Source organism: Mesorhizobium sp. M1E.F.Ca.ET.045.02.1.1, assembly GCF_003952485.1.
GTDB lineage: Bacteria > Pseudomonadota > Alphaproteobacteria > Rhizobiales > Rhizobiaceae > Mesorhizobium.
Window position 1 is genome coordinate 3,802,340 of record NZ_CP034447.1, and the last position, 17,531, is coordinate 3,819,870.

At 59.6% G+C, this 17,531-nt stretch carries 17 protein-coding genes and 1 pseudogene; 9 read left to right on the top strand and 9 right to left on the bottom strand.

All coding sequences use genetic code 11. The features are described from left to right. Positions 1-420 precede the first annotated feature (420 nt). From EJ070_RS18325 to EJ070_RS18355, 6 genes and pseudogenes are all read left to right on the top strand, one after another. The gene (locus EJ070_RS18325; RefSeq protein ID WP_091595766.1) at positions 421-1,449 is read left to right on the top strand and encodes a hypothetical protein; all 1,029 of its coding nucleotides are present in this window, start codon (positions 421-423) and stop codon (positions 1,447-1,449) included. Between the two features lie 2 nt (positions 1,450-1,451). After that, positions 1,452-2,384, top strand: a complete 933-nt coding sequence (locus EJ070_RS18330; RefSeq protein ID WP_126092613.1) for a cupin-like domain-containing protein — start codon at positions 1,452-1,454, stop codon at positions 2,382-2,384. Beyond that, entirely contained in the window at positions 2,377-2,604 is a 228-nt protein-coding gene (locus EJ070_RS18335) for a hypothetical protein (protein ID WP_091595762.1), read from the top strand. Before EJ070_RS18330 ends, EJ070_RS18335 begins: the two co-directional genes overlap by 8 nt. Positions 2,605-2,606: 2 nt before the next feature. After that, complete coding sequence (locus EJ070_RS18340) at positions 2,607-3,368, top strand: hypothetical protein (protein WP_091595760.1); 762 nt, start codon at positions 2,607-2,609, stop codon at positions 3,366-3,368. Positions 3,369-3,614: 246 nt separating this feature from the next. Next, positions 3,615-3,748, top strand: a pseudogene (locus EJ070_RS18345) (IS5/IS1182 family transposase); the annotation flags it as partial. 411 nt (positions 3,749-4,159) lie between these two features. Continuing rightward, positions 4,160-5,260: a DUF4238 domain-containing protein gene (locus EJ070_RS18355; RefSeq protein ID WP_091595756.1), complete on the top strand. Its 1,101-nt coding sequence runs from the start codon at positions 4,160-4,162 to the stop codon at positions 5,258-5,260. 563 nt (positions 5,261-5,823) lie between these two features. On the opposite strand, the gene EJ070_RS37460 is transcribed toward EJ070_RS18355, so the two are convergent. From EJ070_RS37460 to EJ070_RS18385, 8 genes are all read right to left on the bottom strand, one after another. Then, on the bottom strand, positions 5,824-5,955 hold the full coding sequence (locus EJ070_RS37460; protein ID WP_268929511.1) for a hypothetical protein: 132 nt from the start codon (positions 5,953-5,955) through the stop codon (positions 5,824-5,826). A gap of 297 nt (positions 5,956-6,252) precedes the next feature. Beyond that, complete coding sequence (locus EJ070_RS18360) at positions 6,253-6,789, bottom strand: hypothetical protein (RefSeq protein ID WP_126043593.1); 537 nt, start codon at positions 6,787-6,789, stop codon at positions 6,253-6,255. Between the two features lie 2,226 nt (positions 6,790-9,015). Further along, entirely contained in the window at positions 9,016-9,309 is a 294-nt protein-coding gene (locus tag EJ070_RS18365) for a GYD domain-containing protein (protein WP_125000291.1), read from the bottom strand. Between the two features lie 233 nt (positions 9,310-9,542). Next, positions 9,543-9,878: a 4a-hydroxytetrahydrobiopterin dehydratase gene (locus EJ070_RS18370; RefSeq protein WP_126092614.1), complete on the bottom strand. Its 336-nt coding sequence runs from the start codon at positions 9,876-9,878 to the stop codon at positions 9,543-9,545. A 45-nt stretch (positions 9,879-9,923) separates the two neighbouring features. After that, positions 9,924-10,079 (bottom strand): hypothetical protein, encoded by a 156-nt coding sequence (locus EJ070_RS36305; RefSeq protein WP_189349918.1) that lies wholly within the window; start codon positions 10,077-10,079, stop codon positions 9,924-9,926. A gap of 38 nt (positions 10,080-10,117) precedes the next feature. Beyond that, positions 10,118-10,837: an SAM-dependent chlorinase/fluorinase gene (locus EJ070_RS18375; protein WP_210211951.1), complete on the bottom strand. Its 720-nt coding sequence runs from the start codon at positions 10,835-10,837 to the stop codon at positions 10,118-10,120. 5 nt (positions 10,838-10,842) lie between these two features. Continuing rightward, positions 10,843-11,778, bottom strand: a complete 936-nt coding sequence (locus EJ070_RS18380; RefSeq protein ID WP_126092616.1) for an oxygenase MpaB family protein — start codon at positions 11,776-11,778, stop codon at positions 10,843-10,845. Between the two features lie 240 nt (positions 11,779-12,018). Further along, on the bottom strand, positions 12,019-12,477 hold the full coding sequence (locus EJ070_RS18385; RefSeq protein WP_126092617.1) for a YbhB/YbcL family Raf kinase inhibitor-like protein: 459 nt from the start codon (positions 12,475-12,477) through the stop codon (positions 12,019-12,021). Positions 12,478-12,833: 356 nt separating this feature from the next. Here EJ070_RS18385 and nuoH point away from each other — a divergent pair, with 356 nt between their 5' ends. The 3 genes from nuoH to EJ070_RS18400 are packed head-to-tail and all read left to right on the top strand — an operon-like array spanning position 12,834 to position 14,893. Next, complete coding sequence (gene nuoH / locus EJ070_RS18390) at positions 12,834-13,820, top strand: NADH-quinone oxidoreductase subunit NuoH (RefSeq protein WP_126092618.1); 987 nt, start codon at positions 12,834-12,836, stop codon at positions 13,818-13,820. Positions 13,821-13,840: 20 nt separating this feature from the next. Beyond that, positions 13,841-14,407, top strand: a complete 567-nt coding sequence (locus EJ070_RS18395) for an NADH-quinone oxidoreductase subunit I (RefSeq protein WP_126092619.1) — start codon at positions 13,841-13,843, stop codon at positions 14,405-14,407. 45 nt (positions 14,408-14,452) lie between these two features. Continuing rightward, positions 14,453-14,893, top strand: a complete 441-nt coding sequence (locus EJ070_RS18400) for a CBS domain-containing protein (RefSeq protein ID WP_126092620.1) — start codon at positions 14,453-14,455, stop codon at positions 14,891-14,893. Between the two features lie 49 nt (positions 14,894-14,942). On the opposite strand, the gene nuoG is transcribed toward EJ070_RS18400, so the two are convergent. Continuing rightward, positions 14,943-17,531, bottom strand: coding sequence for an NADH-quinone oxidoreductase subunit NuoG (nuoG, locus tag EJ070_RS18405; RefSeq protein ID WP_126092621.1), 2,589 nt, complete (start codon positions 17,529-17,531; stop codon positions 14,943-14,945).

Genomic DNA, 17,531 nt, shown 5'->3' on the forward strand with positions numbered 1-17,531 from the left:
CGATCTATTCGTCGCACTGCAATCGGCCTATGGCGAACTGAGTGCGAGGCCCTTTTGGAGGGCTTTTCCGTGTTGGCCGAAACGGTAGCTTTGGGTCAGGTCACGACTATGCCTAGCGGGGTGCCTCAACGTTCGTTTCCGACTATTTGTGCCTTAAAACTGCCAACCTGCAACGGCCCAACGCCGCCTGGCAGCTTTTGCGCCTCGTGTCGGCCATAGAGGCGAACTTTACCTCTGCCCGGAAGCAGACATTTCGGTTGACAACGCGCGCCGTCGCGGTCGCGCCATGAACAGGCATGGAATGTGGGTTCAACTGAAATGGATAGCTGGAGACTAGTATTGGCAAAAGTGCTTGCATCGCGGTGCGAACTGACGCTCTCTATTAGCTTAAGGTAAGATCAATTAGCTAAACCTAGTGCCATGGGCGATACTGACATCAACGCCGCTTTCGCGGGGGTGGACATAGCGCGATTTGCCCCGAGGGGGCATGAGCGTTTTGATGGTCCTATTCGAACGTTCTCAGACGCAGATGGGACAACTCTCTCAGCAATATCGGATCGAACGTTTCTTAGGTGGATAATCAGAGAACTCGGCGATCTGAGGGGGAAGCGCATATACGAAATTGGAACAGGAACTGGTTATCTGGTGTCAGTACTCTCCTTGCTAGCCGGCAGGGAAGGAGACGTCCCACTGATATTTGGTTGCGAGATTATTCCCGACCTCTTCGATCAATCACAGCGCGCCCTCATCGGCACTTCTGGTGTGCGCGTGCAATTAGGTGATTGGGTCGATCGACTGCCCGAGCTGGGTCTCTTCGACGTCATAATAGCCACTTCTGCGTTTCGTGGCATCCCGCGACTGCTTCGCGAGGCGTTGCGGGTGCCGGGAGGCATGCTCGCTATGCCTGTAGCGATTCCGGGTGGCGGGGACTGCTTTACGATCTTCCTAGCAACCGAGAAAGGACTACTCACGGTCGGCGCTAGGATGTCCGTGTCCGTCCCTACAACCGGTTCCATTGCAGATGAGGACACATGGTACATCCCGCTTGAAAAGCTTATTGATCCGCGACCGAAGTCCTTCTTGCATATTGAAAAGGGCCGAGGCTTTGGTCACCCTGTTTTGGATTCTTTGGCATTCCGGAGCTACCTTTTTGGCGCTGAACCGAATTTCCGCGCTGTGAACCTAGGCGTCGAGCGTACATTCGACCTCACACACTACTCTTTCGGTCTCATCGATAGCGAGCGCCGCTCGGGCGCGCTTTATCACGGCCGCGACATAGTCGTGTTCGGTGATCTGGGCCTCGAATTTGCCGGCACCTTGGCAGCCCATCGGGAACGATGGCAAGCAAATGGGCAGTCGGATCTTAGCCGAGTGCACTATCATATCCCTTGGACCGCGTTCGATGCTGACCAGTTGCCAAGCGGATATGTTGCTGCCCTTGGAGGCTGAGGATGTTGCAGACGGCTCCTCCAGACTTGTCATACGTTTGTCCCGATGTGAGATTTCGGGAAATAGGTTGCATCCCCATCATCGGAATGAAGTGCGCAGCAGAGCTGATGGAAACTCCCTGGGTGTCGCGAGACGTTTCCGCTCTGGATGAACTTGCTGCCCTCCTCACACCCCAGCGTATCGCGGCACGGCATGGGACGCGCTTGGTCACGCTCGAGCATAAGGAACGATGGCGGAACCTCCGGGCGCAACAGAGATTGGGCGATTATCTCGCTGGTCTCGACACAACTGAATTTTATCTCAGGCAGAGTGACGCGTCCTTCGTCGACATCGCGCATCGATTGCCTGTTTCACCTCGATCACGCGAGCCGGCATACTTCGACAACATATGGATCGGTCCGCCAGGAACGGTGCAAACCTTTCATCAAGATAACCACAACGACTACGTCACGAACCATAATTACTTCATTCAGTTGTTTGGGTGGAAATATGTTGCAGTCTGCCACCCACGGGATACCTTCGCGCTCACGGACGGCGCCACAGTGCGAGGGCACCATTGCGATGCCTCGCCGACGGACCCCAATGTCTGGCAACGCGTGCCGTCGTTACGTCATGCAATCGTCGGTCCATGCGACCTCCTGCATATCCCTCCCAGTTACTGGCATTACGTCCAATCCCTCTCAGTTAGCATTTCGGTGTCGCGTTGGTGGTTCGATAACCACTTGGCAGAGATCATTTACAGCGTTGGGCAAGAGCGTTGGGAGCGTCCTGCAATCGTTGTGGCGGATACTAGGACATTCTTGGCTGACCTTGAAGAGTTTGGCGGCGCTTCTGCTTTGAAGCGTGTCCTTTTGCAATTGTCTCCCATCGCAAGATTTGCAATTATAACGGCGTTCAGTGAATTCTATGGCAAAGGAGTTTTCGACTATGTCTGAAGCACCGCTTTCCTTCGAACTGAGTGAAGATCAAGCTAAGGCCCTCAGGTCCCTCGCTGGAGGTAAAGGCATACGCATTTCCGGTTATGTCGATGGGACAACCCTGAAGGTCGACAACATTGCCATCAACGCAGGGATAATCGGTATCAGCAGTTCACCCTTCAAGGACGGCATGGCCCCTTTTATCGCTTGCAATGGCCCGCTCGAAGTTGAAAAATGACAATGGACTACGTCGCGCGTTTTGTTGAAACTGCCCTTGACGAACAAGGCGACATAGCAACGCGCGACTACCTTCGGCTGTTTGGCGACGCTGTTGCACGTCACGTGCCGCCATACTTCCTCGCCGACTACGGCAACAGTTTTAGGTCGCATATTGAGAACCCGGTATGGGTGCTGCAGTCGCTTGTCTCGAATGCGATCAAAGAGGGCGAGGGTTCCCGCGACTTAGCGAAGATTGCCAACGCTTGCACAAGTGCCGGGCTTGTTGACGATCTGAGCCAGCATGTCGAGGATGAGGCAGGTCATTGCCGAATGTACCTTCGTCTCGCCGATCTGGTATTTCCAGACGCATTGCCAGATAATGTGCGCGGGGCCGTTGAGACCCAGTTTCCCCCCATGCAGCACAGCCAGGTCGAGGCCGCTAGCCTCGAAACCTGGAGGGTGCTCGACTATTTGATTCAGGTGAACCTCGGTGAGGTGAGGACCCGCATTCACCAGAAGTTGTTGGAGCCCGTGCTCGAGGCATATTGCCCGCACCGTAACCTAGACATGCTGGGTCGAACGCTATGCAAGTTAAGTGGCGACGAGTGTAGCCACATCCGCTACACTGCAAGACGCATCGGAGAACTGTCCAAAGAATTTGCCTCGACTCGGGTTGAAGAACTCTTTTGGCAGAGATTGCTACAGTTCACCGCATACACAGAGCGCGAATTGGGTAGCCAGAGGGCTGGAGGGTTTGCGACGTCCCTAGTTAGGGATCGGTGATTGCTCCGTGGGGATCGTGTTGGCAGGCACGCTCTTATTCAGGTCGCCTTCGCCGTTGACCCGCGCCGTTAGATCTGTCGACCTCCTGGATGAAAATTCGCTTGCGAACCGCGGGGAGTCAACCGGACAGTTCTCAGGACGGCTGTTGGCGCCAAGCGGTCCGCGCTATGCTGGACGTGTTAGTCCGTTTCTAGACCGGCCAACCCGAAAACAAATAGTCCGCTTGCGGCCCAGAAGCCGACGCATCTGGCCGCCGACAGCGCCTACGGATCGGCAGCGAACCTCGCCTGGTTGGTCAAGGAACGGGAGATCGCGCAGCATATCCCCGTGTTCGATAAAACCGCACGGATGGCACTTTCTCGCGCGCCGACTTCATGTTCAGCGGAACTACTGGTTCGCCCTGAGCGAGGATCGACCGCTATTCTTTTTCGCCGGCCTTCGGACGCCTTGGCATGGTATCGGAAGGTTACTCGGGTCTAGCCGGCGCGGCCGTCTTGTCCCGTTCCTGCCCGCTCCTTCGCTGCGCTCCCGTGTTGGGGACAAGCCAGCCCTGCACGCCGTCTCCTTTGGAGCCGTCCTCCCGGGACAGCGCGTCGGCCGCATCCAAGTCTGACGCTTCGTGAAACGAACGCCACCCTGCGACGGCGTTCGTCACGTCTCTTCGATTGAGTGCCAGGAAGGGCGGGCCTGAGACGTACATTCCCGCTGGAAGCTCTGTGTGATAGCAACGGCTTGGCGCGGGTGTTTGAGCGCCCCCACGGCAGTGCCGGAATGGCGGATCGCTCAATTGCATGGCGGAGAACAAGAACCAGCACTTTGTTCCCCGGGTACATCTATCGCCCTTCAGCGTGTGTGCCGAAGGCAAAGCCATTCACCTGTTTAACCTTGATCGCAACCAATCATTCTTCGATGCCCCGGTGAAGAATCAGTGTTCCAGGGATTACTTCTACGGGCAGGACCCAAGGCTCGAAACCGCAATCCAGACCGTCGAGGGACACTATGGCGACTGCGTTTCGTCGTTGCTCAAGCCACGTGCGGTCATCAAGGATCTTCATGCCACAATCCTCAGGCGTTTCGCCTACCTGCAGCATGTCCGCACAGAAGCCGCCGCGCGTCGATCCGCGGAGTTTGCTTTCGCTGCCACGTCAGTCAAAGGTGCGGACTTCGAACAACCGTCTTTCAAGGAGGCCGTCAAAAGTGCGGTGATCTCGGCGATGCATCACTACGCCAAAACGATGAGCGTCGTAGACGATCTAAAGGTGCGGGTTGTTCGCAACCTTACCTCGGTGCCGTTTCTCACATCAGATGACCCTGCTGCTCTCGCCAACCGCTGGCATCAACAGCACAGGCATGCGCAGCACAGATCTTTTGGAATCTCCAGCGCAGGTGCGCTTCTCTTCCTGCCGCTTTCGCCAACGCTGTTGGCTGTTCTCCTGGATGGCGACGTCTATCAAGCCGAGCACGTCGGTGGCTGGATCGATGTGTCAAATACGGCGGACATTCTTGCGTGCAACCACCAGCAGGTACTGAACTGCGCGGCAAATCTGTACTTTGGCGAGCGTAGCTCTGGGGATGATGTGCAAGCTATAGCGATCTCAGTTGCGCATCTGCGACCCCCGAGTCGGTTTGACGTGGTTATGGCGGTAGCCGACGGCAGAACCGAAACTCATACTCACTACGCAGTCGTAGATGCCCCCGACGCTCGGGAGCATGACGACGTGCTTATCCACGTGAGAACTGTCAGGCCGGTTCCGCCAACGTGGCCCTCGTTCCTGAAGTTTCGAAACAATCGTTTCGTCTTCACCAACGATACGGGCGCAGGCTTCCGCCGTCGGAGGACTGCGACGTCAAGTCTTTGGGGTAGTCCGCCTTGGCGGAAGGTTCGAGGCTAAGGAGACCAATGCTATTCTGGCGCTTCGCCATCATTCTCACCTGGCGGCGTTTTCGGGTTGTTCGGTTTCATCGAAGACCAAGAAGAGGGTGTCGTCATCCTCGTTCATGGCCCTTTCCGCCAATCCTTTTGCCAATCGCAAAGGCAACGCGTTGGCCGATGGCGGGATGCTGGTCCCCGAGTGGGTCATAGAACGGAGGTACGGCGTCGGCTTTGACTTTACAGCTTAGCGTGTGAAGCACGAAGAGCAGCCGCTATCGTTTGCGGGAGTGGCGTCCCATGCGAACTGGGACAGATTGGTTAGGTTAGTCTCCTACGGGCTAAGCCCACCCGACGTCGTCCTTTCTGGAAAGTCTCAAAAACAGATCGAACCAGAATCGATATTCGGCATCTTCACGATTGCCAGACACTTCCAAGGGACACTAGGCGACCGACGTGGTAGCGTCCTTGCCGTGCCTTCGATCTCGGCTTCCATCGCCTCGTCGTCGGATAGGAGTGCCCAATCTTTAACAATGTCATACTGGCTTCGCACATCGATGCCCTCCGTCTTGCCGAGAAGCAGCCTTAGGTACCCCGACGCCTCCCGACCTTCAACACAATGACAATGGCCATCACCAGCCCCGACGCGGCCAAGACGCCGTAAAACCCTTCGGCCGTTATTGCAAAGCCCCAGAAGTCGATTGTGATCTTGTCCATTGGTTCGGTTGCCTTCACCAGATTCCAGGTTCAAACGACAGACTGAACCGTCTGCGCTCGTGTTGCGTTTTACGGCGCAAGCATGAGGCACCCTTGCAGGCGTCAATTGCAAAAGCGCCATCTTAGAAAATTATACCTACAAAATGCGTCGTTTCAGTCCCGGCTGGGGCCGAAATCTGTCCTTCGCGAACCGGTCGCGCGCTGCCTTGGCGTCAATTGCCGTTATTGGGCAGTTTTTGTAGCCTCAACCCCATTTTTTCAGCTCGGCAAGGAAGCGATCCTGCTCCTCCAAGGCTTTCAGCATCGTTCCATGACAGTGGAATCCGTCATGCGCCGCAATTCTCGCTGAATGGACGATTCGTGAAGACCCAGCGCCGTCCTCAGCGCCAGTGAGTCTAAAACACCATGTACCTCTTTCCTGAGGGGCGTATCGAGGTATCCAGCCGCGGCCTTTTGGAGAGCAGATGCTTCCGAAAAATTGTACATACTCGCCGTCTCTTTGGCTTTCCGCATAAGGTACTCGCTAGCCGAGTCGGAGATCGATGACGTCGTGCGCGAGGGCGCTCTCGCCGTCCTTGCAGCTCTCGTTGCCGCCGCTTCGTTCATGAATTTCTGTCTGTTCAGCTTCCAGCGCCCCTGCCATCGACGGATCAAGGTAACGTCTGTCTCCCTCCGCGAGCTGGACATATCATTGAGGACCCGCCTCATGGCTGAAGTCGCCTTCATGGAAGGATTATCCAGCAAGATACTTGCGACCTTGGCAAGGGCCTGATCGTTGTTCTTGACGCCGCTGCCAATTGGGCGGCCGACGCGGCGCTTCTGAATCTCTTCCATTGCTTTGCCTCCAGTTGGTGTCGGTCTGCCCCGTGCGCTCTTTGATATTGTAGCAACGGATGGATTCTCAAGCGATTTAAATAGCTCCGATCAGTTTAAAAGCGCGGAAAATTCCCGCTCGTGAATCCAAAAGCGCGGAAAATTCAGCGACACGTAATTTTCCGCGCTTTTACGGCTTACGGAGAGGCTGAGCGCGAAAAATTCCAGCCGGTGCGGCGTTTGGCAATCGGCGTTTTCATCCGAAAACGGCCCCGCATTATTCCTCTAAAGCTTAGAACTGCCGGCCATAGCGCGGGCGAGCGGCACTGCTGAGGTAAGCAACTCAGCTCCCACCTTGCAGGACCTGGATGACGGACTGCCCGCAGGTGCTGCCCCATCTGCTTTGGACCGCATCTGCGAAATTCTCACGTATCCTGCCTGTGCGCATGTAAGCATAGGGTAGCGCCTGGGCTCGATTGGCCACCACACTAAGAACCACCGTCGGCATGGCGACCGCAGGCTGATGTCCCAAACGCCACTCCAAAAGGATCATCCTCTCATGGATCCCAATGCCATCATTGCGTCCCTGCCAGTCGCCGGGGCTGATCGATCTGTGCTCATCGAAGTCGCTAATGCCGCGTTCGAGCCCGTCATTGAGCGGATTGAACCGAATATTAGGAACGACCCGAAGCCTTTGGGATGCTGATGACTACATCGACAATAGCCTTCTCGGCGTCTCTCCCACAAGTCCGTGGGAAACGGCTCAGGAATTCTTTGCGGCTCTCGCACGCAAGGAAACCTTGTTCACCCATACTTGGCAGCTGGTCGGCAGAGAAGCTCCCCTTGCTGAAGCCTTGGAAGCACACAAGAATCCGGACGTTGGCGTGACGCTGGTAACGGGGTCTGGCGGCGGCGGCAAATCTCGAGCTCCAAGCCATTCTGGACCAAATCGCCGCCGATCAGTCTGCGACTAGGATCAGGCTTGTCTCACCGACAATGGAGATCACCAAGGTGTCTCTAGAAGAGCTTGGTTCCGGTGACCTGCTCCTCGTCGTCGATGATGCTCATGACAGCGACAAGTCTCCAGCCATTGTTCAATTACGCCGCGGCCAACGTGGGTCGTGTAAAATTGCTCATTGTCTTCCGACGATATGGAGTTGAGCATATCCGGGCCCAGGCAAGCAGCTATTCCTTTTCTGGAGACCGTCTGAGCGTCATCGACGTACCGCCTCTTTCCAAGGAGGAGTCGGAGTCGCTTGCCCGCCAGGTGCTTGAACACCTAGGTGGACCTATGGAGCTTGCGGCCAGCATTGCTCATCTCACCCAAGATTGCTCGCTCGCCACAGTGGTCGGGGGCTCAGACCTGCATGAAGCCCCATCTTGTGCAGCGTCCTTTGCTTAGGCGCGGAACCATACGGAGCGATACGGGAAGATTTCTGATTTTGGCCCACGAGAAAGCCAATGAAATCAACGGTCCCGGCACATCCTCCGGGCCCACCATTGTCGTTATTTATCAATGATTTAGCACATATTTCTTCCTTCCGTTAGCCAGGTCCCGGTGGCGAACCTCCGCGCATCATCTTGATTTTGTTGACTTGTGGGCTGCTGAGGCTCATCAAACGTAGTAGAAGGATCGCGGCGGGGCAGGCGGACCGACCGTGGTCCCTATCCCGCAAGGGGGAACCGTCAGAACGTGCAGCGGATCGTCAACGATCTGCACAGAGAGCACATCGTCGCGTTCGATCCGAACCCGCATCAGCGTTGCGCACAACTCGTCGTCCTGACCGCTCGCGGCAGGGCGACCTATAACGCGGCCTTGCGGCTGCGGAGCCCTCTGGTTGGGGAGCTTGCGGCCGGCTCTCCGCGGGCGATGTCGCGGTCGCGCGCACGGTAATGATGGCGTTACGCCAAAAGCTGGAAATGCTTTTCGGCGACGAACCCAATGAACTCCGGTGACGTGCAGGGCCGTTTGTGAGAGGCAAATATGAGCGCGCGGTTGATCTTCAACATCTGGTCATATCCGGGCCGTGGCGCTGCCAGCAACGCAAGAGCCGGAAATGCACGAGCGCCGAGCTATTCCACGGAACAGGAGAGCAGGCGCACACGGTCCGGTTCCGGCGCATGGTGAAGATCCACTGGGAGAGGCGGGTTGGTCTGGCGGGATGAGACATAGCTAGACGACTTGGGCGCCGAGCACTCAAGCCCAGCGCCGGCTTCGATTACCCGCGCACGTCGGCAAAGCGGCTGTCAGGCCATCTTTGCCAATATCTTGGTCATATCTGCCGTGTCGAATGCCCTCAGCGTCTCAGTTCTGATGTTGCCCATTGATGCGATTGATAAGGCTAGTGCGGTCGCAGCAATGTCGTCTTCTGCCTCGGCAATCACTACGACATCATGTTTGCCAAGCGTCCACAACAGCGTGTGAACCTTGACCCCGCTTTTGCTGGCCATCGCCTTGAAGGCCTCAGCCCGCTTCTGAGTATCCTTTATAGTCCTGATACCTTGATCGGTGAAGTTCGACAGTAATACGTAATGAGCCATTGGTTCCTCCCACAATGGGGAACCGGCGGGGCGCTCACGGCGCGTCCGCCGTTTCCCGCAACCACGATAACACGAGCCGGGTGCGCGAACCACAGGCGGTCAAGAAACGACAACGGTGCTCGGCGGCGTGTCGACCACATAGTACTTCTTCGTTGCGGCATCGCACCCATGACGTGCGGATCATGAATGCGAACTTCTGGACCCGTCCCGGCCGTTGGGTGCGGGGTGCCTCTCTACGAACCGGCGATGAGGTCGATCTTCGCGGCCATGATGAAGTCGTTCTCGTGCAATCCCTTGATCTTGTGTGTCTGCAGCGAGACTGCCGCATAACCCCAGCCGAAGCAGATGTCGGGATGGTGCCGTTCTTGTTCCGCCAATCGGCCAACTTTGTCGACGAAGTCGAGCGATTGACGGAAATCCGCAAATTTGAATTTGCGGCGCAGCAGATGCGCCTCCTCCAATTCCCAGCCAGGGGTCTGGGACAGATAGCCCTCAGCTGCCTCCTGCGTCAGTGGCGGAACGCCGCCGCGGCAGGGCGTACAGGTTTTCTGAGCAATACCATCGGTCATGACGACCTCCCTTCGTGCTCATTCCGGGTGCGGCAATCGCGTTTTTCACCGCGCCCGGTATTTGCTCGCATAGTGCTTGGCGAGAACCTTGCGAATCTGCTCGGCAAGCCGCTTGTTGCCGGTCGTCGCCCGCGCCTTGTCATCGCCTTTTTGCAGCTTCGGCGGATCGGCGCCCGGGCCTCGTTTCGTTGACTTGCGCATCGCGATAGATCAACGCCGCAACGGACAACCGGTTTCGTTCAAAGGACGATCTCCACAGGACTGCCGATCGCGAGACCGAGCTCGCCGTCAGCGCGGCCTTGATTGACGGCAATCTCGGCAAGGCCGTTCGAGTTCTCGTACCAAAAGGCCGTGCCCGGCGGACGATCGCCGAAGGTCGTCGCGGCCTCCAGCACGCGATCTGCTGCGGCGAGCCTTGCACCCGCCGGCAGCCTGGCCGCCCTTAGGCCGGTCAGGGCATTGCCGAAATGGTCGATATAGACGATCTCGGCGAGGTCCTCCGGCCAGTCTCTACGGCGATCTGCTTCATCCAGGCGCGGCCTGCCGGGCGGCGGCTCACGGCGTGCCAGCATGGCCGCGACGGGGGCAAACAGGTCACGCCCGTGGAAGCTGGCAGACAGGGCCTTTGGCTTCCAGTCGATATCCCAGCTGAACGTCTCAGCCGCGCGGCGCTGGATCAGCTCGAAGAGGCCGTTGCCGGGGCCGACATACAAGCGACCGTCGGCCTCGACGATGACCGACGGGCGCGTCCCTCCGACGCCTGGATCGACGACACAGAGAAAGACGGTTCCCGCGGGAAACCACTCCGCGTAGGCCGCCAGCAGGTAGGCCGACGCCTTGGGATTGCCGACCGGCGCGTCGGAGAAGAGGTCGATCGCGGGGATGCCCGGCGCCATTTGGTGCAACACAGCCTTCATCTGACCCGTGTAGGGGCCATGCAAGCCGAAATCCGTGAACAAGACAATCATGGGCGGGCGCCGATAGCGCTGCGACGGACATACAAATAGTCGGCCGGAAGGCGCATCCGCCGGCAGGCCTGAACGGCTGGGCTGGATTCCGTAACGAGGCGATCCGCCAAAGCCCCAGCCTGCCGGACTGCCCCAGATTCCCAAGTGTGCAATCCGTGGCCGGTGAGCCCCAACAGCGCCTGCACCCAACAGGGCACCAGATCAACGGCGGCCGCCACCAGCAGGAGCTGCGCCGGCCTCAGCGGCAGCGGCAGAATAGGCGCTGAACACATGATCGCGAGGAATTCGAACACTATGGCCGAGCGCTCCAGCCGTCCGGCGGTCGCATGGAACAGCGCTTCAAGCTCGGCTTCCGATCCCGGCGCGCCTGTGGCGCCGAAAAGGCGCGCAGCCGGTACGCCCTCGGCGTAATAGCGGTCGCGCTCCGATGCGGAGAACTGCTGCACATAGACGTGATAAGCCTGGACAAAGCCGTACGCCGCCGTGGCCTGAACCCAGTTCAGAAGGTTGGGATCATTGGCGTGGTACGTCTCGCCTGACGATGTCACGCCTTCAATGCGGTCGTGTATTCGCCGAACGCGGGCGATCATGGCCTCGGCCATGGTGCGGGGGCCATAGACCGTCACCATCGCAGCCAGCCCCGTGGTGTGCAGTCGTTGAATTGGATCAAGGCGGAAAGAGGTATGCTCCCATATGCCGGTGCGCACGCGCGGTTCAGCAAGCTCCAGGATCACCGCGGTGACGCCGCCGATGAACAGCGAGAGCGGGTTCTTGAATACGCGCCACGACACGGAGTCCGGCGATACCAGTCCGGCCTCGCCGATCGGTCGCGAGAAATCGATGTGAGGCAGGTCGCCAGGTTGCAGCACCGCCCGCGTCACCGCCTCCAAGAGGCTTTGCAACGGCCAAGGCAGGACGATCGGCGTGGTCATGGCACGAGCGCCATTCACAAAAAACACGTGCACCCAAGCAGCCAAGTGGGCCGCTGGACGCGCTTGGCGACACTACGGCCACTTTCTGCGGTGCTCGATCGCGCACAGTAGCTCAATTGGATGACGGTGCCCACCGCGAGCGGACGCCGAGCAAGCAGCCGGGGCCACTACGACAAGTGCTGTCGCTCATGACCCGCAGGCTTTCCTCAAATTTGCCAGAGTTCGCACGAGCGAAGACCATCATCGCTCATATATTCCGACGAGGAGCGCCTCGGCGAGGAGATGCTTGCGCGCTTCTCGTTCGACTCCCTGACACGGTGGGTCGTTGCCGAGCGGCAGGTGATCTATCGACAGTGCCAGCAGCCGGAAGTGGTAGCGATGCGGGCCGTGGCGATGCGGTGGACAGGGACCACCGTAACCTGGTCGCCGGAAATCGTTGGTAGCCTGCCTGAAGCCTTGCTTGGCGGCGTGCTGGGCGGCGCCTTCGGCCAGCCCTACACAATCGGCCGCAATGTCATAGGCCGCCCAGTGATGCCAGATCCCCGCCGGAGCGTCCGGATCATCGCAGAGAAGGACAAAGCTGCCGGTTCCGGCCGGAGCGCCGGTCCAGCCGAGGGGAGGGGAACGATCCTCACCGTCGCAAGTGAAGCGCCGCGGGATCGTCGTACCGTTGGCAAAGCTGCCTGAACTGAGCTGCATGGGTCGCTCCTAACGCTGTTGCCGCGCCGCGCAATACTCAGTCCCAAAACGCCAGGTGCCAGGCAAAACTGGTAGGAAGCGCGGGCGCCGCCCCTTGAGGCTGCGTTGTGACACGAGCTTCACGGTTGATCTGACGCGAGGATAGGCGCTCTGTCGAAATTGTACGAGACAATATCGAATGGCAGTTCGGTTCGCCCTGCCGCCCTGTCCCACGCATCGTAGCCAGTGATGGCAAGGCTGTGATACCATTGCACAAGTTGCGCCGCGGTTGGCAATTGCCACGCCCGCGCAGCCTGACCACTGTGCAGTGCTAATCGGGTCGCGGGTCTGATCCCGTGAACGAGTGGCCTCGGACCATGGAACTTGTCGTTGCTCTTGGGCTGATCGTCTTCAAGGTCGCGTTTCTGATTGCGATCCTGCTGCTGCTGCCATTGCCGCTGACCTGGCTGGAACGCAAGATCGCGGGGCACATGCAGCAGAGGATGGGGCCGATGCGTGTGGGATGGCATGGGCTGCTGCAGCCGGTGGCGGATGGGGTCAAGCTCTTGACCAAGGAGGACCACATCCCGGCCGAGGCCGACCGCTTCCTGTTCAAATTGGCGCCAATCCTGGCGCTCGCTCCGCCCTTCGTGGTGTTCGTCGCGGTCCCCTTCGGCGAATCCGTCTCGGTGCTCGGCACCAAGATCACTCTCTACGTCTCCAACATGAATGTGGCGCTGCTTTTCGTCTTTGCGGTGATCGGGATCGAGGTCTATGGCGTTATCTTCGGCGGCTGGGCGGCGAACAGCAAGTACGCTGTCCTGGGCAGTCTCAGGACCTGCGCGCAGATGATCAGCTACGAGATCCCGATGGGGTTCGCGGTCATCGGCGTGGTCATGCTGGCGCAATCCATGAGCCTGCTCGACATCGTGCGGGCGCAAGCCAATGTCTGGAACATCGTCTACCAACCGGTAGGGTTCTTTGTATTTTTCGTAGCCGGCCTGGCCGAAGCGCAGCGCATTCCCTTCGACCTGGCGGAAGCGGAAGGCGACCTGGGGGCCGGTTTCCATACCGAATACAGCGGCATCCGCTTCGCATTCTTCATGGTCAGTGAATACGCCGTCATGCTCCTGACGTCGGTCCTGGCGGTGATCCTGTTCTTCGGCGGCTGGAACGGCGTGCTGGTCCCGTTGCCGCCGCTCCTCTGGTTCGTGCTCAAGGTCGCCTTCTTCGTCTATCTGTTTATCTGGTTCCGCTTCACTTTCCCGCGCTATCGCTACGACCAACTGATGGCGATCGGGTGGAAAGTCTTGCTTCCTTTGTCGATGGCGAACATAATCATAACCGGTGTTGCTTTCCTCTAGGGGGCTGCAACGAGGCGACGATGTCGCGCGCAGTGGACAGAGCTGGAAGATGGATCGGCTGGGCGTTCTTCGCCGATCTGGCGAACGCGCTGGCGCTCACTTTCGGCTACATGTTTTCCAGATCCGTGACCATGCAGTATCCGGACAAGGAAAAATGGTTGCCCTATTCGCGTTACCGCGGGCATCACTTCCTGAAGCGCGACGAAGCGGGCGAGATCAAATGCGTAGCCTGTGAGCTCTGCGCACGGATCTGTCCGTGCGACTGCATCGAAGTGATTCCCTACGAGGACGAGAAGGGCAACCGACACCCGGCGAAATTCGAGATCGACATGGCCCGGTGCCTGTTCTGCGGGTTGTGCGAGGACGCCTGCCCGGCGGACGCGATCGCGCTTGGCCAACAGTACGAATTCTCGAGTTTTTCCTCAGCTGGCCTGGTGATCGGGCGTGACGACCTGCTCGCCAAGCCGGGCAAGGCGACGACCGGCGGCGGCGTGGTCGCTGCACGTTTGAACACCGAACAGGACGTGCTGGTCGAGACGCGCGAGTCGCAGGGATACAATTGGTGGCGGAATATCCGTCGAACGTGAAGGCGCGCCGGGTGGCAAGCCGGAGCGCGCAGACAGGAGGCTCAGATGCTGGTCTGCCAAATCTTGAAGAGCAAGGCTCCCGAGGTCGTCTCGGTCGCTCCAAGCCAGACGATGGTGGAAGTGCTGCGGCTGTTTCGGGAGAACAACATCGGCTTCGTGGTCGTCAGCCGTTTCCCCGGGGATTGCCTAGGCACGCTGTCGGAGCGGGACTGCTGCAATGCAGTGGCCGAGCACGGAACCAACGCGCCCATGATGCGGGTCGCCGAGATCATGAACCGCGGTGTGGCGAGCTGCTCGACACTGGATATGCTGCCCTCGGTGATGGCGATCATGACCAATCAGCGCACGCGCCATGTGCTGGTCATGGATGGCGGCACAGTTGTCGGCGTGGTGAGCATCGGCGACGTGGTCAAGCACCGCCTCGAAGAATTGATGAGCAACGAGCAGGTGCTGCACGATTACATTGCCGGGACCGGTTATCACTGACCGCCGGGTCAAGGCGCAGGGGGCAGGACGCCGGGGAACCCGTGGTGCCTCAGCCCGGATTGCCAGGCCACGCCCCGACGCCGGCGAGAGTGGCGATCTCGAAAGCCGCGTGCGCCATTTCAACTTCCACCGGGCATGGGTATTCGCCCCGCCGCAGCAGGCTGTTGAGACGCATGGATCTGTAGTTCTCGGGAACGAACACGAGGCCGTTGGGAAAACGCTTGTTGACCTTGAGCTTCGCCGTCAGTTCGCCCTGGGCCGATCGCACGACCACCTGATCGCCATCCGCAAGGCCAAGCTGGGCTGCATCCGGCGCGCTCATCTCGACATATGGGTCATCCGCGACCGTGCTCAGGATATCAGAGCGCTCGGAAAGATATCCGTTGTGGAACAAGCAGTTGCCGGTGATCAGCATGAGCCCGCCGGCGGCAATGGGGGCTGGCGGGGGGGCGAAGAACTCGCCTGCCGGCGGTGCAAGGGCCGCCTTCGTAAATGCTCCGTCGGGACCAAATCCGTCCTGCGTCAACCCCTGGTAGGCCGGAACCAGCCGGGCAATCTCGCCGAAGACTTCGCCTTGGATCGATGGCCGCAACGCATGTCCGCGAAGCACCGCAACGAAGTCGAATATCGCCAGATTGTCCCGCGCCTCGAGGGCGGATTCGCGGAATTTGCAGACCTTCTGGGTCCGGCCTTCGTTGTTAGTGAACGTGCCGGATTCCTCGCCATAGCTCGCTGCCGGCAGCACGACATCTGCGAGGCCCGCCGTATCCGTGAGGAACGCGTCCTGCACGATCAGGAGATCGGCGGCACGAAGCGCCCGCTGCACAAATTTCCGGTCGGGACAGGACATCATTGGGTCGCTTCCGGCGATATAGAGCGCACCCACTCGCTTCCCGTTACAAAGCTCGAGCATGGCGTCGAAATCCGCGCCCGGTTCAGACGGGATTTCGGCGCCCCAAGCCCGTTCGAGCGTTGCGCGTGCCGCATCATCGGCGAGCGCGCGCAACCCCGGCAGCGCCGTCGGCAGTACGCCCATGTCCCAGGCGCCCAGTTGATTGGCACGGTCGAAGAGGAACTGCATCGCCAGGCCCTTACCGAGTGCGCGCAGGACCTGCAAAAGGTTGTTGAGCTGGTACAACGTCGCGCGCGCCCGGGGTGATCTCAAGAGGTCGGCGCTGACAAGCACAGTGGCGCTCCGGCCTTCCAGCAGCGCTGCGGCCAGGCGGTCCGGATCGTCACTGTCGGCGGCCGCTGCTGGCCGGCCGGTTTTCACGCCGATGTCCGCAAAAACGTCGCCCGGCAATGCCTGACCAGCCGCCCCCAGTCCGCTCACCACTGCGGCAAGGCCCTGAGCCTCACCGCCTGGCGGCACGCGAACGACCGCCCGCGCATCGGCGTCGAGGCGGGATGGCCGCGCCGAGAGCATGAGTAAGCCGGTCTGTCGACGCCGTGCACAGTCTCGCAGTAAATATTCGGTGACAGGGTTTTCGTCCGTCACGTTGCCGCCGACTACAAGCACACAGTCGTTGCCGATTACCTCCTCCAGCGGCGCTCGCGTGTAGAAGGAGGCTACCAACGGGCCGAGCGCGTCAAAGGGCGTGGACCAGCGCGAGGAGCAGTCGATATTGTTGGTCCGGAATGCCGTCCGCATCAGCTTCTGGAATTGATAAAGCACCTCGTTGGGCAGGCGCGGCGAGGCCAGCCCGCCCGCAACCTTGCCGGCGACGGCCGACAGCCGCCGGCGGAGGTAGTCGCCCGCTTCGTCCCATGAAACCGGGACCAGGACCCCGCCACGACGGATCATCGGCCGCTTGATCCGATCCTGACTGCCGACGAAGTCGAGGCCGAATCGCCCGCGCACGCAGAGCGTTTCGCGGTTGACCCCGTGCTCCACCTTCGAGCGGACCCGCATGAACTCGCCCTTGCGTGTACCGACGGTCAGTTGGCAGCCGGTGCCGCAATGCGGGCAGACCGTGTCGGTCTCGACCAGATCCCAGGGCCGCGCCTTGTAGCGATAGGGGAAGCTCATCAGCGCGCCGACCGGGCAGACCTCGACGCAATTGCCGCATTGGTCGCAACTCGCGAGACTGCCCTCGAAGCCAGTGACAGCGGTATCCATGCCTTTTTCAACGGTGCCCAGGGCGACCGCGCCGACGACTTCTTCGCACATCCGGACGCAGCGCTGGCACTGGATGCAGCGGTTGACGTTCATGATGATGACCGGGCTGAGACGGATGTCGTGGGAGTGGAACACACGCTTGGCATCGCGGAACCGGCTTGCGCGGGGACCGTATGCCATCACCATGTCTTGAAGCTCGCACTCGCCCCCCTTGTCGCAGATCGGGCAGTCGAGTGGGTGATTGGCAAGCAGCATGTCGAGCATGGAAGAGCGCGTCTCGTCGATCAGCTGCGTGTTCGTGTGCACCACCATGCCGTCGGTGATCGCGGTGGCGCAAGCAGGCTGCAGCCGCCGCTGCCCCTCAATCTCCACCAGGCACATGCGGCAGGAGGCTAGCGCCGGCAGCCGCTTCAGGTAGCAGAAGGTCGGGATGTCGATGCCCAGACGCTCGGCGGCCTGGAGCACCGTGGAGCCCGCCTCCACTTCCAGCGTTCGTTCATCGATTGTCACGCGAACCAT